Source organism: Streptomyces sp. NPDC058534 (genome assembly GCF_042717365.1).
Classification (GTDB): Bacteria; Actinomycetota; Actinomycetes; order Streptomycetales; family Streptomycetaceae; genus Streptomyces.
Genome location: NZ_JBHXNW010000003.1, coordinates 83336 through 109248, shown reverse-complemented (window position 1 = coordinate 109248; position 25913 = coordinate 83336). Strand labels below are relative to the sequence as shown.

The window sequence follows — 25913 nt, the reverse complement described above, 5'->3', positions numbered from 1 at the left end:
TTGATGCAGTGGTCAACTGATCCGGATCATAACCCGTTCACGTGCTGATGCATGAGCAAATGCACGTGCACGCGGGGTGTTCCTGCGGTTACAGCCTTGACGGCCGCTTTACCCGAAAGCCCTTGCTCTCATGGACGCCCACTGCGGAGCAGACGTTCCCCGTTTGCCCCCGAATTCCTGGAACATGCAACAACATGCAACAGCGCCGGACGGGCGGGTGGACATGGGGTCAGACCTCCAGGAGGGTGTCGAAGCCGGACGGCAGTTGCTCCCAGGCGGCCCGCCCGGCGGCGTACTCGGCGTCGGTCGGCAGGCAGGACTCCAGGATCGGGCCAGGCCGTCGCCGTCGAGGCCGGGAGACGTGAAGACCAGGTGCCGGCAGCGGTCGCCGTGCTCGGGGTGCCAGTCCAGCGCGGCGGCGGCACGGCGCACCGGCGGCACCAGGTCCCAGGCGGCGTCGGGCAGCGAGGCGAGCCACGGCCCCGCCCCCTCCACGCACAGCGCCCCGTCCGCGGCGTCCCAGTGCGGCAGCGTGTCCGCCTTGTCGGCCAGCCAGAACCGGCCCCGGCTGCGGGCGGAGGCACAGGTCAGGTCCTCCAGCGCGGCGTACAACCGCCCCGGGTGGAAGGGTCGGCGGCGGTGCCAGACCAGCGTGGTGACGCCGTGCGCGTCGGCCTCGGGGGGCAGCAGGGCGCAGGCGGGGTGCTGGGCGGCGGCCGCGGCCTCCACGTCGAAACCGGCGAGGGCGGCGCGGGCCAGCGCCGAGGGCGGGGCGGGCGGGGTTCCGGGGGCGGCGACGGTGCTGTGGTCACCGAGGCCGGGGCTGTGGTCTCCGGGGCCGGGGCTGTGGCCACCGAGGCCGTGGCTGTGGTCACCGGGGCCGATCGGCACCCGGAGGGCCGTCGGATGCAGCTGGGCCAGCAGCTCGTGGTCCTCGTCGTCGGCCTCCGGTGAGCCGGGCGGGGAGTCGGCCAGGGCGAGGACGGGGGCGTACTCCAGCTGCCGCGCGAAGGTGTCGGCGACGGTGCGCTGGTCGGTGGCCGCCGCGGCGAGGCTGCCCTCGGCGAGGTCGTCCCCGTTGCCCAGGTACGGCAGCACCAGGGCCGGGTCCACGGCGGTGATCACGCCGGTGACGGTGAAGCCGCCGGCCGTCACCACCTCAGCCATGGCCTTGGGCTCGACGGAGTCCCACAGCTCGACCACCGCCAGCGGGGTGCCGCCGGCGTCCGCAAGCCGGATCAGCTCGGGGACGAGGTCCTCGCGCAGGGCGCAGCAGGCGCAGTCGTTGACGAGGGGCGCCTCGCCGGCGGAGAGGATGCCGGTGGCGTCCCGCACGGTCCGTACGACCGTGCCCGCGGCGGCCGTCGCCAGGTCGTGGTGGAGGGCGACGCTGCCGGGCACGTCGGCCAGCAGCCGCGCCACGGTCGCCCGGCGGGCCTCGGCGTGCAGCCCGCCGACGATCACCACCGGCAGCACCGGGCGGTCCGGGCCGCCCATGCCCCGCCCTTCCCGTACCGCCGCGCGAAGCGCTCCACGCGTCCGGCGGTGTCCAGGACGCGGGCGGTACCCGTGTAGAAGGGATGGCTGACGTTGGAGGTCTCGACGTCGACGACCGGGTAGGTGTGGCCGTCCTCCCACTCGATGGTGCGCTCACTGGTCATCGTCGAGCGGGTGAGGAGGCGTGGTTCGCCGCGCGGTCGCGGAAGACGACCGGGCGGTACTCGGGGTGGATTCCCTCGCGCATGACGGGTCAGCGCTCCTCTCGGAAGTCGACGTGCCGGCCGGATGAAGGAGATGAAGGAGAGGTACGTCACCCGTGTCCGCCCACTGCATGCTGACCGGTGCCAAGCCCGGCTGCGGCTGAGCGCGAAGGGGATCAGGACGGTCGACGCGATCGGCGTGGAGGCGGCCGTGGCCCGCGTCCGTGCCCGGGGAGTGAAGGTGTGATGGCGAAGAAGAGCAAGATCGCGAAGAACGAGCAGCGGCAGGCGACCGTCGCGCGGTACGCGGCGCGCCGGGCAGAGCTGAAGGAGGTCGCCCGGCGGCCGTCCTCGACCGGGGCCGAACGGCTCGCCGCCCAGCGGGAACTGCGCAGGCAGCCGCGTGACGCGAGCCCCACGCGGGTGCGCAACCGCGACCAGGTCGACGGACGCCCGCGCGGTTACCTCCGCACGTTCGGGCTGTCCCGGGTGAATCTGCGTGAGCAGGCGCACGCCGGACATCTGCCGGGGGTCCGCAAGTCGTCCTGGTAACTTGCGGCTGTCCTGGGGTCGTCCCGGGGCTGCGATGCCCTGAGGCCGACCCGGGGTTGCGATGCCCTGGGGCCGACCCGGCCGTCCGGCTACAGCTTGGAGCTTCCCGTGACGTTGGTGACTGCGGAGAGTACGGCGAGCGCGACGAGTACGGATGACCTTCTGCCGGTACCCCGCGGGCGGCGCTCGCGCGGGCGGGCGCGGCGGACCGTGCGGGCCGCGGCCGTGACCCTCGGGCTGGTGGGCACGCTGGCGCTGACCGCGTGCACCGACGGCGGGGGCTCCGACGACGGGGGCTCGGGCGACGGTTCGGGCGGGGGCGGCAAGTCCTCGGCGGCGCCCGACGCGTCCGCGAGCACGGACCCGGGCGGTGGCACCGGCGGGTCGCCGTCCGCCGCCGGCGAGCTGGAGGGCAGCTGGCTGGCCACCACCGACGGCCAGGCGGTCGCGCTGATGGTGACCGGCGACAAGGCGGCCCTCTTCGCCACCGGCGGGACCGTGTGCAGCGGCACCGCCGGTGAGGACGCCGGCACCCGGATCATCCGCCTCAAGTGCACGGACGGCAGCGACGACCGGGCGACCGGCACGGTCGGGTCGGTGGACGGCAAGTCCCTCAAGATGACCTGGGAGGGCGGTCTCGGCGAGGAGACGTACACCAAGTCGGAGGGCGGCTCGCTGCCGCCGGGCCTGCCGACGGAGGGTCTCGGCTCCTGAGCCCGCGCCTGCCCCAGTGGCCGCCTACCGCAGTGGCCGCCGACGGCCGACCTCGGCGTGGTCGGCCGCGCGGGTGCCCTCCGTCCAGCCGGCCGCGTCACCGGCGCCGCGCAGGCGGGTCGTGGTCGTCTCGGGGAACATGCGCTCCAGCCGGTCGGTGACCGCGACCTCCCGGGAGGCGAGCACCGGCAGCAGGTCCACGCCCCCGGCGCTGCCGGCCGCGGCGGTGACGGCCTCCGCGGCGGCCCGCAACCGGGTGCCCGCGCGGTGGGCGTAGGCGGCGAGGAACGACTGGCGGAAGGTCTTGGTGCGCTTGCGCCCGCCCGCCCGCTGGGCCGCCTCCGCCTTCGTCATCGCGGCCTCGGCCTGCACCAGCAGTGAGGTGTAGAGGAGTTCGACGGCCTCCAGGTCGGCCTCGAAACCGACGACGGTGGAGAAGCCGAGAGGCTCGTTCCACACCGCCCGGCAGTGGTTGGCGTCGGCCACCGCGTCCAGCAGCACCGCCTTGGCCTGCTCGTACGGCGCCTCGACCCCTATCCGGCAGGCGCCGGGGGCGTCCGGCGAGGGCGCGTGCGCCGACAGCAGCGCCTCGTCGACGCTGTGCCGGGCCATCAGCTCCTGCGCCTTGGCGCTCAGCGCCTCCGCCTCCTCCGGATACCCGGTCGCCTCCGCCTTGGCGAGCAGCGCGCGGATGCGGGCCAGGGCGCGGGACTCGGGGCGGTTCTCCTGCCTTGCCTTTCCCACGTCGAGGGGTTCCAGCGTGGGCAACCGCAGCAGCAGGCGGTACAGCTCCAGTACGGCGGTGGCGTGCGAGAAGCGGTCGGTGCGGGGCGGGGCGGCCTCGTCCGGTACGGCGTCGAGTTGCGCGGCCCAGCGGGGGCCGCGCGGACGGTCGTGCGGCGCCTGCGCGCGGATCAGCGCCGCGACCAGCCGTACGTGTACGTCGTCCAGTTCGCGGCGGACGATGCGCACGAGGTCGGCGGGCTGCCAGCCGCGCCGCCAGGCCGTGGCCACGAACTCCTCGCCGCGCCTGGCCAGTTCCGCGTCCGCCATCGGGTCGGCCGCGAGCAGCGAGGCGGCGGTGTCGAGGGCGTGCTCGGCGGTGTCGTACAGGGCGGCCTCGAAGGCGCGGTCGACGGTGCGGGACGTACTCACCCGGCGATAGTGCCACGATCGCCAGGGCGACTGTCAACTGAAGGTTGACAGTCATAGGGGTGCAACCTACGGTTGACACATGGCGACGAATCCGAGCATCACGTCATCCGTACGACTCGACGAACTCATCACCGCGATCAAGAAGGTGCACCCGGAGCCCCTCGAACAGCTCCAGGACGCCGTCATCGCCGGCGAGCACCTCGGTGAGGTGGCCGACCACCTCATCGGACACTTCGTGGACCAGGCCCGGCGTTCGGGTGCTTCCTGGACGGACATCGGCAGGAGCATGGGCGTCACCCGGCAGGCGGCGCAGAAGCGCTTCGTGCCCAAGGAGTCGGCCGACCTGGACGCGAGCCAGGGCTTCAGCCGCTACACGCCGCGCGCGCAGAACGCCGTGATGGCCGCGCACAACGAGGCGGTGGCCGCCGGCGCCACCGAGGGCCTGCCCGAACACCTCGTCCTGGGCATGCTCACCGAACGCGACGGTCTGGCCGCCAAGGCGATCACCGCGCAGGGCGTGGCCCTCGGCGCGATCCGCGAGGCGGCGACGGCGAAACTGCCGCCTGCCGCCGACGATGTCCCGGAACTGGTGCCGTACGGCCCCGCCGCGAAGAAGGTCCTGGAACTCACCTTCCGCGAGGCACTCCGCCTCGGCCACAACTACATCGGCACCGAACACATCCTGCTCGCCCTGCTGGAGCACGAGAACGGCGAGGGCGTTCTGAGCGAACTCGGCATCGGCAAGGAGTCGATCGAGCAGTACGTCACGGAGGTGCTGGCGCAGTTCATGAAGGCGACTCAGGAGCAGGAAGCCCGGCAGGCCGGCGAGGGACAGGGCTGACGCCCTCGGCCTTCGCGCGGGCCGTTGTCAGACCCTGCTGCGACACTCGCCACATGGCCGACCGGTGGGCACTCGCCGTGGCCGAGGACGGTGGCGTGGAGGTCGCCCCCCTCGGCCCCGACGGGCTGCCCGCCGGACCGGTGCGGCGCGAGGCCGACCCCGCCGAGGCCGTACGGAGCAGGCCGGACGTCGCGCGCTGGGTGTGGCGGTCCACCGCCGAGGTCGCTCCGCGCCTGCTCGCCACGGGGGTGCGAGTCGAGCGGTGCTACGACATGGAGGCCGCCGAGACCCTCCTCCTCGGCCACGAGGGGCGGTACGGGGAGCCGCGTTCGGCCACGGCGGCCCTGGCCCGGCTGCGCGGCGGCCCCGTACCGGCCGATCCGCCGCAGCGCTCCGCCGAGCCGGGCGCGCAGTCCCCGCTGTTCGAACCGCAGGGGGCCCACCTGCCCCTGGACGACCTGCTCGCCGTCTACGCCGAACAGCAGCGACGGCACGGGCGGACCGCCCACCCCGACCGGATGCGGCTGCTGACCGCGGCCGAGTCGGCGGGCATGCTGGTGGCGGCCGAGATGAACCGCGCGGGGCTCCCCTGGCGGGCCGACGTGCACCGCGAGATCCTCCACGACCTGCTCGGCGAGCGGTACGCGGGCGGAGGCGAGCCGCGCCGCCTGGCCGAGCTGGCCGAGGAGGTGTCGGCGGCGTTCGGCCGCCGGGTGCGCCCCGACCTGCCCGCGGACGTCGTCAAGGCGTTCGGGCAGGCGGGCGTCAAGGTCGGCTCCACCCGCCGCTGGGAGTTGGAATCGCTCGACCACCCTGCCGTGAAGCCCCTGATCGAGTACAAGAAGCTGTACCGGATCTGGGTCGCGCACGGCTGGTCCTGGCTCCAGGACTGGGTGCGCGACGGACGGTTCCGCCCCGAGTTCCTGGCCGGCGGCACCGTCACCGGACGCTGGGTGACCAACGGCGGGGGCGGGCTGCAGATCCCCAAGGTGATCCGGCGGGCCGTCGTCGCCGACCCCGGCTGGCGGCTGGTCGTCGCGGACGCCGACCAGATGGAGCCGCGCGTACTGGCGGCGATCTCCCGCGACCCCGGGCTGATGGAGGTGGCCGGCCGGGAGAGCGACCTCTACCAGTCGGTCTCCGACCGCGCCTTCTCAGGAGACCGCGCGCAGGCCAAACTCGCCGTGCTCGGCGCGGTGTACGGGCAGACCTCCGGCGACGGCCTGAAGAACCTCGCCGCGCTCCGACGCCGCTTCCCGAGGGCGGTGGCGTACGTCGACGACGCGGCCCGCGCGGGCGAGGAGGGGCGGCTCGTCCGGACCTGGCTCGGGCGCACCTGCCCGCCGGCGGCCGGCGCGGCCGACGGCGCCGAGGAGGCGGGCCTGCCGCAGGACGACCCCACCGGCTCCCCGGACCGCCCGCACGAGTGGACGCCTGGCTACGCCTCGACCGACGCCCGCGCGCGGGGCCGCTTCGCCCGTAACTTCGTCGTCCAGGGGAGCGCCGCCGACTGGGCCCTCCTGCTGCTCGCCGCGCTGCGGCAGCACTGCGCGGACATGGCGGCCGAGCTGGTCTTCTTCCAGCACGACGAGGTGATCGTGCACTGTCCCGAGGAGGAGGCCGACGCGGTCGTGGCGGCGATCCGGGAGTCGGCGGAGCTGGCGGGACGGCTGACGTTCGGGGCTACGCCGGTGCGGTTCCCGTTCACCACGGCCGTGGTGGAGTGCTACGGGGACGCGAAGTGACCGCGCGACCGCCCTGGCCGGTTCACCGGTTCAACGGGCGTCGAGCAGCCCGGCGTCGTGGGCGAGGACGGCGGCCTGGACGCGGTTGGCGCAGCCGGTGCGGGTGAGGATGCGGCTGATGTGTGCCTTGACGGTGCCGGCGCTCAGATACAGCTGGTCGGCGATCTCCGCGTTGGACAGCCCCGTGCCGAGCAGCCGCAGCACGTCCCGTTCGGCAGGCGTCAGTTCGTCGACGCGGCGCTGCGCGGCCTCGGTGTCCCGGCCGGACCGTACGTGCCGGTCCAGCAGCTGCCGGGTGATCCGGGGTGCCAGCACCGGCTCGCCCCTGGCGGCGAGTTGCACGGCGCGGATGAGGTCGGCGGGGCCGGTGTCCTTGAGGAGGAAGCCGCTCGCCCCGGCCCGCAGGGCCCGCGTCACGTGCTCCTCCTCCCCGAAGGCCGTCAGCATCACGACGCACGTGCGCGGCGAGAGACGGGAGATGTCCTCGGCGGCGGTGATACCGTCCCGGCCCGGCATCTGGACGTCGACGAGGGCGACATCGATGCCCTGGGCCCGGCAGGCCGCGACGGCCTCCCGGCCGTCACCCGCCTCGGCGACCACCTCGATGTCGTCGGCGTTCTCCAGGATGAGCCGGATTCCCGCGCGCATGAGCGCCTCGTCGTCGGCGACCAGGACCCGGATCATCTGTCCATCCTAGAGCCACGGACAGAGCGGTCCCGGGACCGCCCCTGGAGCCGCCTCAAGACCGCCCGTCGAGCCGCCTCAGGACCGCCCGTCGAGCCGCCTCAGGACCGCTCCTCGCGTCATCTCAGGATCGCCAGGACCAGCAGTGCGACGAGGAAGCCCGCCGTGGGCAGCACGACGGCCAGCGCCGCGCAGCCCGATCCGAGGACACGCGGCCAGGTCAGGATCTCGTCCGGCAGCGGGGCCCGGGCCCCTTCCTGACCGGGCGAGCCGACGGGAGGACGCCCCGCACGACGGGCCGGCGTGACCGCTGCGGCGCCTTCGTGCACCCGGCCCAGGCCCCCCTGGGCGGGCAGCCAGACGGCCATGCGGAAACCGCCGTCGACCAGGGCACCCACCTCGAACGTGCCGCCCAGCAGCGCGGTCCGCTCCTGACAGCCGACCAGCCCGCTGCCGGTCCCACCCTGGGAAGAAGCGGCCACGCGCGGAGCGACGTTGGTGACGGAGACATGGATCCCACCACCCCCCTCCCGGACCTCCACCCAGGTCGGCGCGCCGGACGCGTGCTTGAGCACGTTGGTCAGCCCTTCGCGGACCACGCGATGAATCGCCTGACGCGTACGCACCCCCACGTCGGCCGTGTCGGAGACGGACCACTCCAACTGGACGACGCTGCCCGTCTGCCGCGACTCCGTCACCAGAGCGGCGATGTCCTCGCGAGATCCGCGCTCCTCACCGGTCCGGTCGTCGTCGGGGCCGGCCAGGTCCGCGTGCCGCAGCACACCGAGGACCTCGCGCAGTTCCTCCAAGGCCGCGGAGGCGGTCGTACGCAGCAGCTCCGTCTGCCCGGACAGCGCCGGCGCCTGCCGGGCGGCCGCGAGCTCAAGTGCCCCGGCGTGCACGGAGACCAGGCTCAGCCGGTGCCCGAGGAGATCGTGCATCTCCCCCGCGATCCGGTTCCGCTCCTCCATCCGGGCCGCCGCGGCAGTCAGCGTGCGGGCCTGCTCCAGGTAGGCGTTGCGCTCGCGCAGCAGGCTGACCAGGGGGCGCCGCCGGCCCAGCAGCGTGCCGGCCAGGGCGGGGAGCAGCAGGAGCAGCACCAGGGAGATCGCGTTGCCCGCCAGCACCAACGCCAGGCCGTCCGCCCTGAACGGGGCGGTGGCCACGGTCAGCACACCGACAACGGCGCAGGCCACCCCGACGACCTGCCAGGCACGCCGGGTCGGTGCGATGCGCCGGGTCGCGGACATCACGACCAGCGGCAGCACCGCCAGCGTCCACACGTTGTCCCCTACCACCAGCAGGGAGGCGCCCAGGATCGCCACGACCGGTTGGCCACGCCGAGCGGGCACGAGCAGCGCGGCCCACAACGCCTCCAGCACCGCCAGCCCCGGCCGCGCAGGCGCGATCACCAGGAGCGGCACCAGCCCGAAGGCGGCCGTGAGGACACTGAGCAGCGTCTCGACGACGACCGTACGGCGCGGCGCTCCCCGCACCGCCGCCCAGCTCGCGACCACCTCCCGCCGCACCCATGTGCCGCCGGCCACCTGACTGCTCATGCTCACCCCTGTCCCGTCCCGGCGCGTGTCCCGGAGGGAACGGTAACCGCGTACCCGACCCCGGATGTCACGCACCGGCCCGCAGGTCCAACGCCGCCCGGAGGGCGACCGGGTCCACCCCCTGGGTGAGAAGCAGCGACAGGACCTCCCCCACACCCGCCTTCGCGTTCGCCTCGTCGAGCAACGCGGCGAGCAGGTGGACGGTGCCGACGGTGGGCGAGCCGTGCTCGGCGCCCAGCACCGGCGAACCGTTCGCCCCGCGCCCGGAGGTCCAGGACATCAGCGCACGTGTGAGCCGGTTGCCGCTCCTGCCCAGCGTGCCCGCCTGGCGAAGCATGGCGACCCCGCGGGATTCCGCCCCCTCGGTCGCCGCCGAGGCGTCGGCGTCCAGCCGGTCGAGCCCGGCAGCCGCGGCGTCCAGGTCCAGCCGCTGAAGCACCAGCGCCTCCCGCGCCCGGCTGTCCGGAGGGTCGAGCAGGGCCCGGGCCACATGCCGGCAGCGCACGGAGACCGTCCCCTCGGCACGTGCGAACGCGAGCGCGCGCAGCAGGCAGCCCCCGCATCGCCCCGGTCATCGCGGTCGGCAGCACCGGCATTTCCTCCCGTGCCGACCCCCGCAGCGCCTGCCCGAACCGCCACCACGCCTCACGCCAGGCAGCATCGACCTCGCCTTCGTCGGCCTCCGCTCCCCGCTCCCCCGGGGCCTCGTCCTCACTCACCCACCCCCGCCCGGCGTGGGCTTGGACAAGTCCCCCGAGCGAACCGGCCTTCCGCATCCCGGGGGCGATCACCTCCCCCGCCTCCGAGTCCCCCATCACCAGTTCGCGCAGCAGTGTGTCCGTCCCGACCACCGCCGGCTCACTCCTGACCGCCCGTTGCGACGTCGCCACGAGCAGCTCGATGACGTCCCGTTCGAACTCCGTAGTCATCCCGGCCATGCCGTCGTCACGGGCCCCGCAATCTCTCGCTGCTCCATCGAGCGTTCCCTTCAAAGCACGGCGGTCACCTGGTCCGAACGACGCTAGGCGCGCACCACACCACCCCGCGCCTGCCGACCGGCCAGAGCGCCGGTCCGATCGGCGCGGAAGGGCCACGCTCCGCCGGTAATCGCGGGCGATGGCAGCAAGATGTCAGAAGACGAACGGACCGTATTTCAGACCCCGTTGATGTGTTTGGCTCCTGCACGTCACTTGGCAGCCGACGACTTCGGGGGACGCGTGGTGGAAAAGTACGGCGACACCCTGTTCGCACTCGACCAGGACGAGGAGTTCCGGCTCCGGCTCCTCGCCGAGGTCTTCGATCCGCTGTGCCGGGCCGCGCTGAGCGAGCTGGGCGTGGACGCGCGCGCCAGATGCCTGGAGGTGGGGGCCGGATCGGGGTCCGTGGCACGGTGGCTGTGCGACAAGGCCCCGCACGGCGACGTCGTCGCGACCGATCTGGATCTCTCGCTGCTCGACCGGGTGCCGGAGCCCCGGCTGCGCCGGCTGGTGCACGACGTCACCACCGACCCGTTCCCGGAGAACTCCTTCGACGTCATCCACGCACGCCTGGTGCTCAGCCACCTCCCGCAGCGTGAGGACGTCATGCGCCGGATGCTCCGCTGGTTGCGTCCCGGCGGGTTCGTGCTCATCGAGTCGTTCTGCTGGTTCCCCGTCGAGAGCTCGCCGCACCCCACGTACCGCAAGGTCATGCAGCGCTGGAGCAGTCTCATCTGCGGCACGCTTGGCACCGACAGCTGGTGGTCCCGCGCCCAGCCGGGCTCGTTCCTCGGTTACGGCTATCGGGACGTCGGCGCGAACACCGTCACCCAGAACCTGCGGGGCGGTACCCCACTCGCCGACTTCTGGCGGCTGACCGTCGACATGTCGCGTGACCAGCTGATCGCCGGCGGCTACGTACTGCCGTCCGACCTCGACGAGTTCTACGCCCTGTTGAGGGACGACACCTTCTGGGACCTGGCACCCGCACTGGTGCAGTCCTGGGGCCGGAAGTAGCTCCGCCCGCCGCGGCACGTCGTCCGTCCGCACCGACACCACCACGGAAGGCGTCGCGCCCATGCCGTCCAACGGACACCTCACCGCCCGCCCGGACGCCGCCAACACCCTGCGGCGCATCCTCGACGCGGAGTCGCGACCGGATCCGTATCCCCTGTACCGGGAGATCCTGGCGGCGGAACCCGTGTGGGTGGCGCGGGACCGGCCCGTGGTCGTGTTCGCCTCGTACGAGGCGTGCCGCGCCGTGCTGCGGGACCCGCACGCGAGCAACGACCGGCGGCACGCGCTGATCCACCGGGCACCCGAGGCCCCCGGCGCGGGCCGGCCGGCCGGGGAGGCAACCGCCGCGGATCCGGCGGTCCCGCTGGAGATCCCGTCGTTCCTGTTCACGGACCCACCCCGGCACACCGCCCTGCGCCGGATCGCGGCGCCCGGCTTCACGCCCCGCGCCGTGCGGCGTCTGGCCCCGATGATCAGGGACCTGATCGACGACCTGCTGGACGCGGTGGCCCCGGGCCGGATGGACGGCGTCGCGGACCTCGCGTCCCCGCTGCCCGTGACCGTGATCTGCCGGGTCCTGGGCGTCGACACCGGCGAACCGGACTGGTATCGCGCCCGCTCCTCGCTGCTCGGCCAGGCGGTCGACCCCTACCTCGCGTTTCTCGGGGTGCCGCCGCCCGACCCGGCGGGGCGGCGTCGGGCGGAGGACGAACTCAGCGCGTTCCTCCTGCGGTTGGCCGCCGAACGTCGGGCCGAGCCGCGCGACGACATGATGAGCCGACTGCTCGCGACACAGGCAGGCGAAGACCCGCTGACGGACGAGGAAGTCGTCACCACCTGCCGGCTGCTGCTGAACGCCGGACACGAGACGACGGTCGGCCTCATCGCGAACGGCCTGCACACCCTCCTGCGCCACCCGGAGACCCTGGCCGCCTTGCGGGACGATCCCGCGACGACGGCGCCCGCCGTGGTCGAGGAGTTACTGCGCCACGACGCACCACTCCAGATCGTGCACCGTCACGCACGGCAGGACATGGAGGTACGGGGCACCAGGATTCCGCGGGGTACGACCATGGTGCTGCTCCTCGCGGGGGCGAACCGCGACGAGGCCGTGTTCGACTGCCCGCACCGTTTCGACGCGGAGCGTGCCGAGGCGTCCCGGCACCTCTCGTTCGGTCTGGGAACGCACTACTGCCTCGGGGCCCCGCTGGGGCGGCTGGAGGCCGAGCTGGCGTTCACCCGGTTCGCCCAGCGGGTGGTCGATCCACGGCCGGTGGACGGGCCACCGCGCTACCGCCCGCATGTCGTCCTGCGCGGCCCCGCGTCCCTCCCCCTGCACACCGGAGGCGTCCTCGGCCGTGACACCCCCTGGGGCCGGCCGCCGGGGTCGCCGACGGCCGGCACGGACAAGGTCAGCGGCGGCGCAGTGCCAGGACCGCGTTGTGGCCGCCGAAGCCGAAGGAGTTGCTGAGGACGAGGTCGCCCCGCTCAGGGAGCGGCCGGGCGAAGTTCCTGACCACGTCGAGCGGGACGGCGTCGTCCAGGTCGTCGCAGCCGATGGTGGGCGGGATGACACCGTGGTGGAGGGTCAGGGCCGCGGCCACGGCCTCCACGCCCCCGGCCGCTCCCTGAAGATGCCCCAGGCTCCCTTTCAGCGCGGTGACCGGAACGGGGACGGCACCGTCGGCGCCGGCGAAGACGGTGCTCAGAGCGGCCGCCTCGGCAAGGTCGCCCTCCACGGTCGCGGTGGCGTGCGCGTTGATGTGCACCACGTCGGCGAGACCGGCGTCCGCGTCCGTGACGGCACGCCGCACGGCTCTGGCGACGCCGGTGCCGGTCGGGTCCGGGGCGGCCAGGTGGTGCGCGTCCGCGGACAGCCCCCATCCCGCGGCCTCGCAGTAGATCCGGGCACCCCGGGCCAGCGCGTGCTCCTCGGACTCCAGCAGCAGGACGCCCGCGCCCTCGCCGTTCACGAATCCCGTGCGGTCCTTGGCGAACGGCCGGGAAGCCGCCTCCGGGTCGTCGTTGCGTGCCGACAGCGTCCTCATCGCACTGAACGCGGCCATGACTTCGGGCGTCACGGCGGCCTCCGCTCCGCCGGCGAGCACGATGTCCAGGTGGCCGTGCCTGATGCGGTCGACGGCCTGCCCGATGGCCTCGGTGCCGGACGCGCAGGCACTCACGACCGTGCGGGCCTCTCCAGTGACGTGCAAGTCGAGCGAGACCTGGGAGGCCGCCTGGGACGGCACGGTCATGGGGGCGGTGAGGGGCGGGACCGACCGCGCGCCCCGGTCCCTGAGCCGCCGGTCCCCGGCCACGAGGACGGGCGCACCTCCGATGATGCTGCCGAGGCTGACGCCGACCCGGTCCGGGTCCAGGCCACCGGCCCGGGTGCCGCCCTCGGGGAGCCCGGCGTCCTGCCAGGCCTCGCGGGCCGCCATCACCGCGAACTGGGCGGCCCGGTTCATGCGTCGGGCCTGTGTTCTGGGCAACACCTCGGCGGGGTCGGCGGAGACCGTTCCCGCGATACGCACCGGATGACCGGCGAACTCCGGGGCGTCCAACCGCCTGATGCCGCTGCGGCCGGCCAGCAGACCCGTCCACAGAGCATCGCCGCCCAGGCCCAGCGGGGTGACCGCGCCGAGTCCGGTGACCACTACCCGCCGAGCGCAGGAGTGGAGTCGCGGGCCTCTGTCCGCGGCCGAACCGCTGTGCCGTCGGCCCTCCGCGGTCTCCGCGCGTGTGCAGCTTCTGCACCCCATGGCAAACGCCTTCCCTTCTGGATGGTTGAACGCTCCATCAATGGGCGAGACTTCGGCCGTACTCACCGCTTTGGAGCCGATGACGCCTCCGGCTAGGGTTGGGCGTCGAAATTTGTGGCACGAACGGGGGCAGTCATGACCGAGTCTCATCAACCGGACATAACTGATCTCAGTGATTCCCAGGTGGCATTCGCCGATCTGCCGGCCCTGTTGCGGGCATGGCGCGGCGAGGCAGGCGCGAAACTCGGCCGCAAAAGGCCATTGCCGCAAAAAGAGGTCGCACAGCGAATGGGCGTCAGCGAACGCTGGTACCGCGCATTGGAGAGCGGGGTCAAGGTTCCACTCACCCTGGACACGCTGACCGGGCTCGCCGACGCTCTGGAACTCGGACCGGACGAACGTACAGCGCTGTACTGGTACCGGTTGACCGAGGTCTCGGACATGGAACAGCCACAGGACGAGGACGGCAGGATCGCCCGGCTGAAGAATTTCGTGGACGCGCAGACGGCCTTTCCCGCCTATCTCATCGACCACGCATGGAATATTCTGGCCTACAACGCGCCCATGGGGAGTTGGTTTCCCTGGGTTCGCGAACCGCGGGCCAATCTCATGCGATGGGTGCTGGCAGCACCGGAATCACGCGCACAGATCCTCGACTGGAGGCATCATGCCTCGCTATATCTGGCCCAGTTGAGGTTCACTCTCGTCCGGCGCCCGGACGATCCGACCCTCAAGGGTTTACTGAACAGTGCGCTACGCGATCCCGCGTGCCGGGAATTGTGGGACGCCGGGCCACGCATCATCGCGTTCCGACAGGGCGGTACGTTCCGCCTGTCACTCCCCCACGTTTCACAGACCGAGCTGGTGGTCACCTCTCAGGTCCTCCTCCCCGCTTACTCCCCGGGCGCCCGCTTCGTGGCACTGATGCCGGCGTAGCGCCGCGCCGTCAGGATGCACTCTACACAGAACGCCATTACTTCGGACCGGCAAATTTTTACCGCTTGACAAGTCTCCGTCACGCACTGCAATCTCACTCAGCGAGCCAGGGGGGAACGGTCGGCCGCAGCGGCCTTCTTTGGCAACCCCCTGACGAACGGGGGAGATTTACCTGTGTTACGCGCGAATGGCGTCCACGTTGATTCCGCTTTTCTTTTCCGACACGAGGAGTCGACTTGCTGAGTCAACTCCTGTCCGGGCCGGAGACCGCCCGGCCGGCACTGCAACCGCTGATCGATTCCGAAGCCGTCGTGGACCTGCTGGACACCCTGCGCCGCCGTCCCGTGCGAGAGCTGCGGCTCGCGCTGCCGAGAAGGCCGTACGAGCCCCGAGTGCGCGAGCAGGCCGCCCTGCTGAGCGCCGAACTGGTGCGCCGTGGGGCACGGGTACGCGTCCTGCACTTGGAGGACGTCAGCCGTGACCCGGCCTACGCCGACGACGCCCGGCTCATCGCCGCGTCGGGGGCGTGGACCCGGGCGGTGCCACACCTGCCGGTGTGGATGGCCGTCGCCGACCGGGACTTCGCCATCGTCCCTTCGGACCCCGGTCAGGAGGACGCCCGCGGGACGCTGATGCGCGGGCGGGTCCTGGTGGGCGCCTATCGGGAGCTCTTCGACCAGGTCTGGGCCCGCGCGGAACCGGCCGGTACCGCCGCGCCCGGTCATGACGGACTCGACGAGCGGGAGCGGGAAGCCCTGGCCCTCCTCGCCGAGGGGCTGACCGACGAGGGCATCTCGCGGCGCACCGGCCTGTCGGTCCGCACCATCCGCCGGACCGTAGCGGGCGTGATGACCAGGATGGGAGCCCAGAGCCGCTTCCAGGCGGGAGTGGAGGCGGCCCGACGGCGGTGGATCTGAGACACGGCTTCGCGGGGGCGCGGACGATCCGGCCGCACCCCGCGCGGGCCTTCCGGCTGCCTACAGCCCAGTCCTGGCGAGGTCACCCTCCGCGTACCGCTCACCGCTCGGCGGTGTGAGCGCGTCGAGGCGCGCGAGGTGGTCCGCGGTGAGGACGACCGCGTCGGCCGCGGCGTTCTCCTCGACCCGCCGCACACGCTTGGTGCCGGGGATGGGGACGACGTCGTACCCCTGGGCGAGCAGCCAGGCGAGGGCGATCTGGGCGGGCGTGGCACCGGCGTCACGGGCCACGGACGCGACCTCGTCGACGATCTGGAGATTGCGGTCGAAGTTGGCCTCGGCGAACCGTGGTGTGGTCAACCGGAAGTCGTCCGCGTCGAGTTCGCGTGGCGAGCGGATGGCTCCGGTGAGGAACCCCCGGCCCAGCGGCGAGTAGGCGACGAGGCCGATGCCGAGTTCACGCAGGACCGGCAGGAACGACTCGGCGGGCTGTCGTGACCACAGGGAGAACTCCATCTGCAGCGCGGTCACGGGGTGGACGGCGTGGGCCCGCCGGATGGTGTCGGGGCCGGCCTCGGAGAGTCCGATGTGCCGGACCTTGCCCTCCCGGACGAGTTCGGCGAGCGCGCCCACAGTCTCCTCGATGGGCGTACCGGGGTCGACGCGGTGCTGGTAGCAGAGGTCGATGTGGTCCGTGCCCAGCCGCCGGAGCGATCCCTCGACCGCCGTGCGCACGTTGGCCGGCGAGCTGTCGATCGTGTCCGGTCCCGCACCGGCGTGCGAGACGAGACCGAACTTCGTGGCGATCACCACGTCGTCGCGGCGGCCGGCGACGGCACGGCCGACGAGTTCCTCGTTGACGAACGGGCCGTAGATCTCGGCGGTGTCGAGGAAATCCACTCCGAGGTCCAGCGCCCGCCGAATGGTGCGGACGGCCTCCTCCTCGTCGCTTCGCGCGCCCGTGTAGTAGTCGGACATGGTCATGGCACCCAGGCCGATGCGTGACACATCGAGCCCGCCGAGCGAAACACGCTGCACTACGACCCCGCTCCCTTCCGTCACCTCTGGTCGAACGATCCGTTCCGTCCCCAACCCTATGAGTACTCGGCGTTTTTGGGAGATCCGGAACGTGTCATGGCAGCAAAGGGCCATGCGTCTGTCGACCGCCGCGGCCCCGTGCTTGACTCGAAATCGGCCCGCCGGTGTGGGCCACGAAATGACGGAGACCGCGAATGCCGAACATGACGCTCGGACCGATACACGTCGACGGCGCCTACGAGAACGAACAACTCACCCGGCGAATGGGCATTGAAATCACCATCTGCGAACCCGGACTAGTGGTGGGCACAATGCCGGTCGCCGGAAATCGCCAACCGGTGGGAATCCTGCACGGCGGAGCGAACGCGGCGTTCGCCGAGACCCTCGGTTCGGTCGCCGCCTTCCTCCACGCGGGCCCCGGTGGGAACGCGGTGGGCGTCGACCTGTCCTGTACGCACCACCGCTGGGTCTCCTCCGGGACCCTCACCGGAGTCTGCAGGCCGCTCGCCGAGCGGACCGGGACGGCCTCCTACGAGATCGTCGTCACGGACGGCTCCGGCGCCCGCGTCTGCACCGCACGGCTCACCTGCGCCGTCCGCCACGGCCGTCGCCGACCGGCCCCGGGCCCGGCTGCCGCGACCGCGACCGCACCGGCACCCACCCTACGAACGGAGCACCGATGACCCCGAGTTCGACGCGCACCGTGCTGTCGTCCGTGGACGACCGGCTGGGGCCGGCCGAGCAGCGCTTCTTCGGCCGCGGCTTCCGCCGGGTCGCCTACGACATCGGCGAGGTGTACCTCGGCCGCGGCGAGGACGGCGCGGTCCGCGCACGCACCTCGGTCGGTGTCCGCTACCCGGCCGACTGGTCGAGAAAGGCCGTCGGCACCGATCTGCGCCCGCATTTCAGCACCGTCGACGGGATCGTCGTCGCCGCCCAGCTGGCCGAGGCGTGCCTCGGCGGCACGGGCACGGACCTCAGAGAGGCGTGGCTGCGCAAGGTGCGGCTGATGGCCGGCTCCCGCCCGCAGGAGGAGCTGACCGGTCTGCCGGCCGAGGCGACGTGGATCCGTACCGACCCGGTGGCCGGGCACTCCGAGCGTGTGGTGTCCGTCGTCGACTGCGCGGTCGGCACCATGCGCGTGCGGTGCGAGGTGGAACACTCCCCCACCCCCGCCCGGCCCCTCGGGGACGGATTGACCCTGCCCGGGCTGGACACCCTCCTCGGTCCGGCGGCGGACCGCTATTTCGGCGTCGGTTTCACCACGCGCCGGCAGCACATCCGTGACGTGGAGGCCGATCACCGGGAACTGCGCGCCGACGCCAGGCTCACCCTCGGCCACGAGGACGGGGCCGCCGTGCCCCGCGCGGGCATCGAGGGCGCCTACCAGCCGTCCGTGTCGATGATCGACGCCTTCGTGACCGCCCTCCAGCTCGCCCAGATCATGCTCTACGACCTCGACGACGTGCGCCGGCAGGACAGCGACACCCTGTGGATGAGGCAGACCACGCTGACCGCGGCACGACCCGACCGCCCCGCCGCGGACATCCCGGTCAGCACCCGCCTGGCCGACCCCGGTCTGCTGCGCATGAGCGGCGGCACCTGGCGCACGCTCGACGTCATGGCCGAACTCGGCGGCATCCACGTGCGGTCCGCGCTGGCGCACCGGCTTCCGGAAGGGCACCCGGCGACATGACCCGCACCGCAGTGATCGCCGGAGTGGGCGGCTTCGTACCCCCGCGCGTGGTGACCAACGAGGAACTCGCCCAGCGCCTCGACACCTCCGACACCTGGATCCGCAGCCGGACCGGCATCGCGCGACGCCATGTCGTCGACCCCGGCACCAGCACCGGTGACCTCGCCGTCGAGGCGGGCCGGCGAGCGTTGAAGAACGCTGGTGCGGACGGCGCCGACCTGGTCATCCTCGCCACCACCACCCCGGACCGCCTCTGCCCAGCCACCGCGCCGGACGTCGCCGTGCGGCTGGGACTGACCGACGTACCGGCGTACGACCTGGCGGCGGTGTGCTCGGGCTTCGTGTACGCCCTCCAGGCCGGCACGGCCGCCGTCGCCTCGGGATTCGCCGAACGGGTCCTGGTGATCGGTGCCGAGTCCTTCAGCACGATCCTGGATCCCGCCGACCGCACCACCTCCGTCATCTTCGGCGACGGCGCGGGCGCGGTACTGCTGCGGTCCGGCGAACCCGACGAGCCAGGCACCGTACGGAACGTGCATCTGGGCAGCGACGGTGCGATGTCCGACCTGATCACCGTCCGCGGCGGCGGCGCCGAGGAGCGGTCCCGTGGCGGGGTGCCCCGCGAGGAGGACCGGTACTTCCGCATGGAGGGGAAGTCCGTCTTCTTCGCCGCCGTGCGCCGCATGACCGAGTCATCGCGCACGGTGCTGGCCCGTACGGGCTGGGAGGTCGCCGACGTCGACCGGCTGGTCGGTCACCAGGCGAACACCCGCATCCTGCACGCCGTCGCCGACCAGCTCGGACTGCCGCCGGAGCGCGCTGTCCTGAACATCGAACGCGTGGGCAACACGTCCGCGGCCTCCATCCCGCTCGCCATGGCCGACGCCATGGCCGACGGGCAGCTGCGCGCGGGCGACCGGGTGCTGCTGACCGCGTTCGGCGGCGGCGCGACCTGGGGCTCGGCCACCCTGACCTGGCCCGACCTGCCGATCGGCTGATCCCCCTCCACTCGAACCTTTGCCCTACCACCAGTTGAGGTGCCCAATGACCGGTTCCGTCACGACGATGATCACCGAAATACTCACCGGCAAGTTCCAGATACCCGCGGAGGAGGTGTCCCGGGGCACCGCCTTCGAGGACCTAGCCGTCGACTCCCTCGCCCTGCTGGAGATGTCCCTGATCCTGGAGAAGCGGCTCGGCGTATCGATCGAGGAGGGCGTGCTCAACTCCCAGCAGACCATCGACGAGGCGGCCCGGGTCGTCGAAGGCCTCGGCGCCCCGGTGGCCGTCGGGCCGGCCGCCGGCTGAACGCCCGGCACCGGCACCCGTCATGCGAATCGTCCTGCTCCGTCATGGAGAGACCGACCGCAACACCACCGGCCGATTCCAGGGGCAGGCCGACATCCCGCTGAACGACGCCGGGGTGAGGCAGGCCCAGGAGAGCGCCCGGGAGCTGCGCCCGGGCGGCTGGTCGGCGGTCTACTCCTCGCCCCTGGCCCGCGCCGCCCAGACGGCCGCCTACGCCGCGGGCCGGCTGGACGTCCCCCACCAGCGCCTCGCCGGACTGCGCGAACGCGACCTGGGCGTACTCGACGGCCAGGACCGCGCCGAATACGCCCGGCGGCAGCCGCACACCATGCGGCGGCTGCTCACCGACCCCGGCTACGCCCCGCCCGGCGGCGAGACCGGCCGGGCCGCGCTCTCGCGCTTCGTGACCGCCCTGTGTGCCATCGCGGAGCCGGAAGCGCGGAGAGGGACGGACGTGGACGCCGGCACCGCGGCGTCCCGTACGGTCCTGGCCGTCACCCACGGCGGCGTGCTGAACCTGCTGACGTCTGCCCTGACCCGCACCGGCGGATCGCCCGGCGCCATGGTCGGCACCTGTGCCGCCGCCTGTGTGGACATCGACTGGACGTCCACCGGCCGTCCGCGGGCCGCCCTGCGCCGGTGGAACGCGACCCCGCACATGTGCGCCGAGGTCCCCGCCGCGACTCCCGCGCTGCCCTTCGTCGACCTCGACCCCCTCGTCTCCGACGCGGTCAACCCCATGGAAGTGACACGAACATGAGCATCGAGATCACCGTACTCTTCGACGTCGTACCCGACCGGCTGGCGGACACCGCCGAGGCCTTCGGGGACCTGTGCGCCGCGACCCGCCGGGAGCAGGGCGCGCTGCGCTTCGACGCCTGGCGGTCCGAGGAACACCGGAACGTGATCGTGCTGGTCGAGGAGTGGGCCGACCAGGCCGCCATCGACCTGCACATGAAAGAGCGGTACGTCGCGGACTTCCTCGCGAGGACGGACGGCGCCTTCGCGCGTCCCCCGTACGTCCACCGCCTGCGCCCCCTGGCCGCCTGACGCATGGCGAGGGACACGCAGCAGCCGCGCGTACTCGTCGTCGGCGCCGGACCCGTGGGGATGGTCGTCGCCTGCGAGCTACGGGCCCACGGTGTCCGGGTCGACGTCGTCTCCAAGCTCCGCAGGCAGAGCCCGCACTCCAGGGCCACGATCCTGTGGCCCCGTGTCCTGGAACTCCTGGACCGGGTGGGTGTGGGGCGCAAACTGGTCGACAGCGGTCACTACTTCGACCAGATGAACTACTACTCCCAGAAGAAGCTGATCGGACTGATCCGGTTCGACCGGCTGCGCGGCGTCGGTTACCCCTTCGCCATCACCATCCCGCAGTGGCGCACCGAAGCGATCCTGGAGGAACACCTCACCGCCCTCGGCGGCACGATCGAGTACGACACCGCCTTCACCGACGGCACCCAGGACCCGGACGGAGTCCACTGCCTGCTCCGACGGGCCGACGGCGGGACGCAGACCCGTACCTACGACTACGTCGTCGGGGCCGACGGCTACAACAGCGCCGTCCGCGAAGTGTTCGGCTTCCGGTTCGCGGGCCGGACCCTGCGCACCCGCCTCGCCATCACCGACGCGGAGATCCTGGGTGAGACCACCAGCAGCGAGGCGGCGTACTACCTCACCAGGACCGGGAACATGGTCCTGGCACCCCTGGGTGACGGGGTCTTCCGGGTCGGCGCGAGCGTGCCCGACGACTACACGGGCGACACCCCCGACCGCGCCTTCTTCGAGAAGCTGCTCGCCGAGCGCGTCCCCGGCGCACGCAGGCTCGGCGACATGAGGTTCAGCGGCGTCTTCACCGCGCACGTCCGCTCGGCGGGCACCTACGGCAGCGGCCGGGTCTTCCTGGCAGGCGACTCGGCACACGCGATGAGCCCGTCGGGCGCACAGGGGCTCAACACCGGCATCCAGGACGCGGTCAACCTCGGCTGGAAACTGGCGGGCGTGGTGCGCGGCGACTACCGCCCGGGCCTGCTGGACAGTTACGACACCGAGCGCCGCCCGGCCGTCGACGCGGTCGCCGGGCTCTCCACCCGCCTGGCCCGGATCGGCCTGTACTCGACGCGGCACCAGACCCTGGCCCGGGACACCGTCTATCGGCTGGGCACCACCACGCAGACGCTGGAGAAGGTACTCGCGCCCAGGCTGGCCCAGTTGGACACCCACTACGGCACCCGGCCACGACGGGGCCGCCTGGTTGCCGGCGAACGCCTGCCCCTCGGCTGGCGCGAGTCGACCACCGCCCCGGTCCTCGCCGTGGACCGCTACACCGTTCTGCTCTGGCCCGGCCTCCGGTACCGGTACCGGCACTGGACCGGGCTCGTCGACGAGCTGCGTGAACAGCTGACCGCGGTGACGGTCCGCGACCTCGGCGGCCGTCCGCCCGGTCCGCTGCCGGCCAAGCTCCCGCACGAGGCCCACGCCCTCCTGGTACGCCCCGACGGCCACCTCGACGCGCTCGTCCGGCTGGACGACCGCGTCCCCGCCGCCGCGGCCCGCACGGTCGGCGAGGCACTCGCCCGGCACGTACTGCCCCACCCCGGCACCCGGCGCCCCGCCGGGCAGCCGGTCTGACCCCCCGCCGTTCCAGCCACGACCGAAGGAGCCACCCATGAACGCCACCCCCCGCGTCACTCTGACCGAGGTCGCCGACATGACGCCCGAACAGCTCGCTGTGTACGAGAAGTTCCAGTCCAACCTGACCCGCGCGCTGCTGCTCACCAAGAACTCCGCCGCCGCCCACCTCGCGCTCGGCGGGACCTTCACGGTCGGTCTGCTGAGCCTGCTGGACCGCGAGGTGGTCGTGCTGCGCGTGGCGGCCCTGCGCGACAGCGAGTTCGAGCGGCTGCTGCACTACCCCCTCGCGAAGAAGGCCGGTCTGGACGACGCCGAGATCAAGGCGATCGAGGAAGGCATCCACGACCAGCTCCCGCCCGCCCGCGCCGCCCTCGTCCGCTACGTCACCGACTGCATGGTCGACCACAGGGCGAGCGAGGAGGCCTACTTCGCGCTGCGCGAGCACTACTCGCAGAACGAGATCGCCGAGATCACGCACCTCGCCGGACACAGCGCCATGACCGCCATGTACCTGACCAGCCTGGACATCCCTCTCGACGAGAGCGTCGCGTCCTGGGGCCGGCTGACCGAGGTCGGGGACGCGGCCAGGGGCTGACCCCGGCCGCCCGCACGATCCGAGAGGAAGCACGTTGCAGTACGTCCGGCTGGGCTCGTCCGGCCTGAAGGTGTCGCGACTGGCGCTGGGATGCATGAGTTACGGCGAGCCCGGACTCGGCACCCACCCCTGGTCGCTGTCCGAGGCGGAGAGCCTCCCGTTCCTCGCCCAGGCGCTCGACCTGGGCATCAACTTCTTCGACACCGCGAACATCTACTCGCTCGGCACCAGCGAGGAATTCCTGGGCCGGGCGGTGCGGAAGCTGACCCGGCGCGAGGACGTCGTCATCGCCACCAAGGTGTACGAGAAGCTGACCGGTGCCCCACTCTCGGGCGGACTGTCCCGGTCGGCGGTCATGCGCGAACTCGACGCGAGTCTGCGGCGGCTGGGCACCGACTACATCGACCTCTACATCGTGCACCGCTGGGACCCGGAGACCCCGGTCGAGGAGACCATGCAGGCACTGCACGACGTGGTACGCGCGGGCAAGGTCCGCTACATCGGCGCGTCCTCCATGCACACCTGGCAATTCGTGAAGGCACAATACGTCGCCGACCTGCACGGCTGGACGCGGTTCGTCGGCATGCAGAACCACTACAACCTCCTCAATCGCGAGGAGGAACGCGAGATGCTGCCGTACTGCCTCGCGGAGGGCGTCGGCGTCACCCCGTGGAGCCCGCTGGCCCGCGGAAGGCTCGCGCGGGAATGGGAGGTCGAGTCGCCCCGTACCGCGGGCGACCCGGTCCAGGACCGCTTCTACGGACCAACCGAGCAGGCGGACCGCGCGGTCACCGGAGTGGTCGCCGAGATCGCCGCCGAACGCGCCCTCCCCATGGCCCAGGTGGCCCTCGCCTGGCTGCTGCACCAGCCGGCGGTCACCGCGCCCGTCGTCGGCGCCACCCGGCCGCACCACCTGGAGGACGCCGCGGCGGCCCTCGACGTGACGCTCGACGACACCGAACTCGCCCGGCTCGCGGCGCCGTACGTGCCGCACTCCGTCGTGGAATACGTCTGACAGGTGGAGGAATCATGGGAATAGCCGACTACGCCCTGGCGATGCCGGGCGGGAAACTGAGCGTCGACGACGTCAGCCGGGAGTCGGGGCACACCGTCGAGAAACTCGGCCAGATCCTTCCCTCCGGGAAGTTCTCGGTACTGGCCGAGGGCGAGACCTCCTGGAGCCTCGGCCGAGACGCCGCGGCCAGGCTCCTGGCACGCAACCCGGTGCCGCTCGACGAGATCGGACTCGTCCTGTACGCGGGATCAAGCGAATGGGGCACGCCCTTCTGGTCGCCCGCCGCGAAGATCGCCCAGGAGCTGGGGATCACCGAGGCGCACTGCTACGAGGTCTCCAACTTCTGCAATGCGGGCATGGTCGCCGTGAAACTGGCCGATGACCAGGTGCGGGCAGGCACACATCGGCACGCGCTGGTGATCGTCTCGGACCGGCTGAGCCAACTCGTCGAGTACGGCACCGGCTACGTCGAGCTGTTCAACTTCGCGGACGGCGCCGCCGCGGTGCTCATCTCGGCCGAGGCCAAGTACGAGGTGCTGGGCGCCGCTCACCACACCGACCCGCAGTGGGTCGACTCGTACTACGGCGAGATCAAGGACGGTGAGGTCAAGGTCGAGCGGGGCGAGAAGCTCGACGGACTGGGTGAGGCGTTTCTCGGCAACTTCACCGACCTGACGCACAAGGTTCTCGCCGGTCTCGGCCAGGAGGTGGCCGACGTGGCGTACTTCCTGGTCACGCACGGCAACCAGGACACCCACCGCAAGTACCTCGCCGCGCTGGGTGTGCCTGCCTCCCGCAGCGTCTTCCAGTACGACCTCGACGGCCACCTCGGCGGCGCGGACCCGTTCCTCGCCCTGGAGGAACTGGAGCGGGACGACCGGATCGGCCCCGGCGACCTGGTCATCGTGGCGACGGCCGGCTCGGGCTTCACCTGGGGCGTGACGGCGATCCGCAGGACCTGACCCGCACGCGGAACAGATGGGCCCCCGGGTACGGACTTGATCCCGGGGGCCCTTCTCCGCTCTGTCCCCGCCGCTTTTCAGGCACCGTGGACGGAGTTCAGGTCCACCGAAAGGAGTTGGAGAGCCGCTTCGTGCGGCGAGTCCGGTTCCGCGTGGTAGAACTTCAGGATGTTTCCGTCCTGAAGGTCCGCGGACTGGTACATCAGCTCCAGCTCACCCACGACGGGATGGCTGAAGAGCTTGGTGCCCTCGATGCAGTTGGCCACCCGCTGCCGGCACCAGAGTTCCGCGAACTCCTCGCTCTGAATGGTCAGTTCCCCGATGAGCGCGGCCAGCCTCTGGTCGTGCCGGTGGTTCCCGGAGATGAACCGAAGGTAGGTCACGTTCGACTCGGACTCCGTGGCCCAGTCCGCGTACAGCGCGCGGACGTCCTCATCGACGAAGTTCATCTTGATGATGTTGGGACGCAGTTCGGCGTCCTCGGTGACGTCGAAGTCGAGGTGCGGCGCGAACAGCCGGTGGTAGAGCGAGTTCCAGGCGAGGATGTCGCACCGGTAGTTCAGTACGGCCGCCGCCACGTTGCCGAGTGACGCCATCAGCATCTTCGTACTGGGGCTCAACTGGTCGTCGTGCGGCGCCCTCTGCTGCGGGTTCTGCACCGACGTACCGATCTTGAGCAGGTAGTCCTGTTCATCAGGGCTCAGATCCAGTGCGCGCGCGATGGAAAGCAGCACCTGCGGGGAGGCGTGCGCCGTTTGCGACTGTTCGAGCCGGGTGTAGTAGGTCTGGCTCACTCCCGCGAGTGCGGCCACCTCCTCCCGGCGCAGTCCGGGAACGCGCCGCGAGCCGCTGATGCGCAGTCCCCTCTGCTCCGGCCGGACACGCTCACGCATCTGCCGCAGGTAACCGCCGAGGTCCGTGTTCACGATCTGCTCCACCCTTCTCATTATGAAGTGCCGTACCACTTCGGCAAGGTCGGCCCCGACGGGCACCGGGGACGCGTGGACGGGCGGGGGGGGGGGGGGGTAGTGCCCCCCCCCGCGCGGGGGGGCCCCCCCCGCGGGGGTTTGTGGGGGGGGGGGTGCGGCGCCCCGGCGGCGCGCGCC

The 25913-nt window shown here is 72.1% G+C and carries 26 protein-coding genes and 2 pseudogenes; 19 read left to right on the top strand and 9 right to left on the bottom strand.

Going from position 1 to position 25913, the window contains the following annotated elements:
- Positions 1-108 precede the first annotated feature (108 nt).
- Both ACFWR9_RS02495 and ACFWR9_RS02490 read right to left on the bottom strand, forming a co-directional pair.
- Positions 109-1497 carry a GTP-binding protein gene (locus tag ACFWR9_RS02495; RefSeq protein ID WP_383834290.1) on the bottom strand — a complete coding sequence of 463 codons (1389 nt, stop codon included), beginning with the start codon at positions 1495-1497 and terminating at the stop codon, positions 109-111.
- Positions 1461-1744 (bottom strand): annotated as a pseudogene (locus ACFWR9_RS02490) (type B 50S ribosomal protein L31). Before ACFWR9_RS02490 ends, ACFWR9_RS02495 begins: the two are co-directional and overlap by 37 nt.
- A gap of 107 nt (positions 1745-1851) precedes the next feature.
- On the opposite strand from ACFWR9_RS02490, the pseudogene ACFWR9_RS02485 reads away from it, so the two are divergent.
- The 3 genes and pseudogenes from ACFWR9_RS02485 to ACFWR9_RS02475 form a co-directional block, all read left to right on the top strand.
- Positions 1852-1947: pseudogene (locus ACFWR9_RS02485) on the top strand (50S ribosomal protein L28); the annotation flags it as partial.
- A complete protein-coding gene (gene rpsN, locus ACFWR9_RS02480) occupies positions 1947-2252 on the top strand; it encodes a 30S ribosomal protein S14 (RefSeq protein ID WP_383834287.1) in 306 nt (101 codons plus the stop codon). The pseudogene ACFWR9_RS02485 and the gene rpsN, both read left to right, overlap by 1 nt.
- 225 nt (positions 2253-2477) lie before the next feature.
- Positions 2478-2966 carry a hypothetical protein gene (locus ACFWR9_RS02475; RefSeq protein ID WP_383834284.1) on the top strand — a complete coding sequence of 163 codons (489 nt, stop codon included), beginning with the start codon at positions 2478-2480 and terminating at the stop codon, positions 2964-2966.
- A 24-nt stretch (positions 2967-2990) separates the two neighbouring features.
- Here ACFWR9_RS02475 and ACFWR9_RS02470 read toward each other — a convergent pair whose 3' ends face one another.
- A complete protein-coding gene (locus ACFWR9_RS02470; RefSeq protein ID WP_383834281.1) occupies positions 2991-4121 on the bottom strand; it encodes a DUF2786 domain-containing protein in 1131 nt (376 codons plus the stop codon).
- A 79-nt stretch (positions 4122-4200) separates the two neighbouring features.
- Here ACFWR9_RS02470 and ACFWR9_RS02465 point away from each other — a divergent pair, with 79 nt between their 5' ends.
- Both ACFWR9_RS02465 and ACFWR9_RS02460 read left to right on the top strand, forming a co-directional pair.
- Positions 4201-4962 (top strand): Clp protease N-terminal domain-containing protein, encoded by a 762-nt coding sequence (locus ACFWR9_RS02465; RefSeq protein WP_383834278.1) that lies wholly within the window; start codon positions 4201-4203, stop codon positions 4960-4962.
- A gap of 53 nt (positions 4963-5015) precedes the next feature.
- Positions 5016-6707 (top strand): bifunctional 3'-5' exonuclease/DNA polymerase, encoded by a 1692-nt coding sequence (locus ACFWR9_RS02460; RefSeq protein WP_383834275.1) that lies wholly within the window; start codon positions 5016-5018, stop codon positions 6705-6707.
- Between the two features lie 30 nt (positions 6708-6737).
- Here ACFWR9_RS02460 and ACFWR9_RS02455 read toward each other — a convergent pair whose 3' ends face one another.
- The 3 genes from ACFWR9_RS02455 to ACFWR9_RS02445 all read right to left on the bottom strand — a co-directional run bounded on the left by ACFWR9_RS02455 (position 6738) and on the right by ACFWR9_RS02445 (position 9455).
- Positions 6738-7391, bottom strand: coding sequence for a response regulator (locus tag ACFWR9_RS02455; RefSeq protein WP_383834272.1), 654 nt, complete (start codon positions 7389-7391; stop codon positions 6738-6740).
- 119 nt (positions 7392-7510) lie between these two features.
- On the bottom strand, positions 7511-8950 hold the full coding sequence (locus tag ACFWR9_RS02450; protein ID WP_383834269.1) for a sensor histidine kinase: 1440 nt from the start codon (positions 8948-8950) through the stop codon (positions 7511-7513).
- Positions 8951-9017: 67 nt separating this feature from the next.
- Positions 9018-9455: a Clp protease N-terminal domain-containing protein gene (locus ACFWR9_RS02445; RefSeq protein ID WP_383834266.1), complete on the bottom strand. Its 438-nt coding sequence runs from the start codon at positions 9453-9455 to the stop codon at positions 9018-9020.
- 685 nt (positions 9456-10140) lie between these two features.
- Here ACFWR9_RS02445 and ACFWR9_RS02440 point away from each other — a divergent pair.
- On the top strand, positions 10141-10944 hold the full coding sequence (locus tag ACFWR9_RS02440; protein WP_383834263.1) for a class I SAM-dependent methyltransferase: 804 nt from the start codon (positions 10141-10143) through the stop codon (positions 10942-10944).
- Between the two features lie 61 nt (positions 10945-11005).
- Complete coding sequence (locus ACFWR9_RS02435; protein WP_383834260.1) at positions 11006-12415, top strand: cytochrome P450; 1410 nt, start codon at positions 11006-11008, stop codon at positions 12413-12415.
- Here ACFWR9_RS02435 and ACFWR9_RS02430 read toward each other — a convergent pair.
- A complete protein-coding gene (locus ACFWR9_RS02430) occupies positions 12357-13601 on the bottom strand; it encodes a beta-ketoacyl-[acyl-carrier-protein] synthase family protein (protein WP_383834257.1) in 1245 nt (414 codons plus the stop codon). The genes ACFWR9_RS02435 and ACFWR9_RS02430 overlap by 59 nt on opposite strands.
- A 240-nt stretch (positions 13602-13841) precedes the next feature.
- On the opposite strand from ACFWR9_RS02430, the gene ACFWR9_RS02425 reads away from it, so the two are divergent.
- Together ACFWR9_RS02425 and ACFWR9_RS02420 are read left to right on the top strand one after the other, a co-directional pair.
- Positions 13842-14642: a helix-turn-helix domain-containing protein gene (locus ACFWR9_RS02425; protein WP_383834254.1), complete on the top strand. Its 801-nt coding sequence runs from the start codon at positions 13842-13844 to the stop codon at positions 14640-14642.
- 236 nt (positions 14643-14878) lie between these two features.
- Positions 14879-15559 carry a LuxR C-terminal-related transcriptional regulator gene (locus ACFWR9_RS02420; protein WP_383834251.1) on the top strand — a complete coding sequence of 227 codons (681 nt, stop codon included), beginning with the start codon at positions 14879-14881 and terminating at the stop codon, positions 15557-15559.
- 60 nt (positions 15560-15619) lie between these two features.
- Here the strand turns inward: ACFWR9_RS02420 and ACFWR9_RS02415 are convergent, their stop codons facing one another.
- Positions 15620-16597, bottom strand: coding sequence for an aldo/keto reductase (locus ACFWR9_RS02415; RefSeq protein ID WP_383834248.1), 978 nt, complete (start codon positions 16595-16597; stop codon positions 15620-15622).
- A 194-nt stretch (positions 16598-16791) separates the two neighbouring features.
- Between ACFWR9_RS02415 and ACFWR9_RS02410 the strand changes: the two genes are divergently transcribed.
- From ACFWR9_RS02410 to ACFWR9_RS02365, 10 genes are read left to right on the top strand one after another with little or no spacing between them, the layout of a single operon-like run.
- Positions 16792-17280, top strand: a complete 489-nt coding sequence (locus ACFWR9_RS02410; RefSeq protein ID WP_383834245.1) for a hotdog fold thioesterase — start codon at positions 16792-16794, stop codon at positions 17278-17280.
- Positions 17277-18293: an AvrD family protein gene (locus tag ACFWR9_RS02405; protein ID WP_383834241.1), complete on the top strand. Its 1017-nt coding sequence runs from the start codon at positions 17277-17279 to the stop codon at positions 18291-18293. Before ACFWR9_RS02410 ends, ACFWR9_RS02405 begins: the two co-directional genes overlap by 4 nt.
- Positions 18290-19291 (top strand): beta-ketoacyl-ACP synthase III, encoded by a 1002-nt coding sequence (locus ACFWR9_RS02400; RefSeq protein ID WP_383834238.1) that lies wholly within the window; start codon positions 18290-18292, stop codon positions 19289-19291. The genes ACFWR9_RS02405 and ACFWR9_RS02400 overlap by 4 nt, the downstream gene beginning before the upstream one ends.
- 46 nt (positions 19292-19337) lie before the next feature.
- Entirely contained in the window at positions 19338-19601 is a 264-nt protein-coding gene (locus tag ACFWR9_RS02395) for an acyl carrier protein (protein WP_383834235.1), read from the top strand.
- 22 nt (positions 19602-19623) lie between these two features.
- Positions 19624-20361, top strand: a complete 738-nt coding sequence (locus tag ACFWR9_RS02390; RefSeq protein ID WP_383834232.1) for a histidine phosphatase family protein — start codon at positions 19624-19626, stop codon at positions 20359-20361.
- Complete coding sequence (locus ACFWR9_RS02385) at positions 20358-20651, top strand: putative quinol monooxygenase (RefSeq protein ID WP_383834229.1); 294 nt, start codon at positions 20358-20360, stop codon at positions 20649-20651. Before ACFWR9_RS02390 ends, ACFWR9_RS02385 begins: the two co-directional genes overlap by 4 nt.
- Positions 20652-20654: 3 nt before the next feature.
- On the top strand, positions 20655-22232 hold the full coding sequence (locus ACFWR9_RS02380) for an FAD-dependent monooxygenase (protein WP_383834226.1): 1578 nt from the start codon (positions 20655-20657) through the stop codon (positions 22230-22232).
- Between the two features lie 37 nt (positions 22233-22269).
- On the top strand, positions 22270-22830 hold the full coding sequence (locus ACFWR9_RS02375) for a carboxymuconolactone decarboxylase family protein (RefSeq protein WP_383834223.1): 561 nt from the start codon (positions 22270-22272) through the stop codon (positions 22828-22830).
- Between the two features lie 34 nt (positions 22831-22864).
- Positions 22865-23845 (top strand): aldo/keto reductase, encoded by a 981-nt coding sequence (locus ACFWR9_RS02370; RefSeq protein ID WP_383834220.1) that lies wholly within the window; start codon positions 22865-22867, stop codon positions 23843-23845.
- A gap of 14 nt (positions 23846-23859) precedes the next feature.
- Positions 23860-24807 carry a 3-oxoacyl-ACP synthase III family protein gene (locus ACFWR9_RS02365; protein ID WP_383834217.1) on the top strand — a complete coding sequence of 316 codons (948 nt, stop codon included), beginning with the start codon at positions 23860-23862 and terminating at the stop codon, positions 24805-24807.
- Positions 24808-24884: 77 nt separating this feature from the next.
- Here the strand turns inward: ACFWR9_RS02365 and ACFWR9_RS02360 are convergent, their stop codons facing one another.
- Positions 24885-25754 carry a helix-turn-helix transcriptional regulator gene (locus tag ACFWR9_RS02360; RefSeq protein ID WP_383834214.1) on the bottom strand — a complete coding sequence of 290 codons (870 nt, stop codon included), beginning with the start codon at positions 25752-25754 and terminating at the stop codon, positions 24885-24887.
- Positions 25755-25913: the final 159 nt, after the last annotated feature.